The sequence below is a fragment of the Chromohalobacter sp. HP20-39 genome (assembly GCF_033052815.1).
Classification (GTDB): domain Bacteria; phylum Pseudomonadota; class Gammaproteobacteria; order Pseudomonadales; family Halomonadaceae; genus Chromohalobacter.
On the sequence record NZ_JAWHTP010000764.1, the window covers coordinates 1 to 265 of the forward strand.

Below are 265 nucleotides of genomic sequence, written 5' to 3' on the forward strand. Positions count from 1 at the left end.
GCCTGAAGCTGCACGAAGACTGGGGCTCTACGCCCGCCGCCATCGACTGCTGCCTGGGCGTGGCCGAGGATACCGACACGCAGGTCGCCATCCACACCGATACGTTGAACGAATCGGGCTTTGTGGAGGCCACCGTTGCGGAGTTCAAGGGCCGCACGATCCACACGTATCACACCGAAGGCGCGGGCGGCGGGCATGCGCCCGACATCATCCGCGTGTGCGGCGAGTCGAACGTGCTGCCGTCGTCGACGAACCCAACGCGGCC

Annotated in this window: 1 protein-coding gene; it reads left to right on the forward strand. The window is 66.8% G+C overall.

Annotated elements, in window-relative coordinates; genetic code table 11:
- A partial coding sequence (locus RVY79_RS20005) for an amidohydrolase family protein (protein ID WP_317466324.1) occupies nt 1-265 on the forward strand: 265 nt, incomplete at both ends.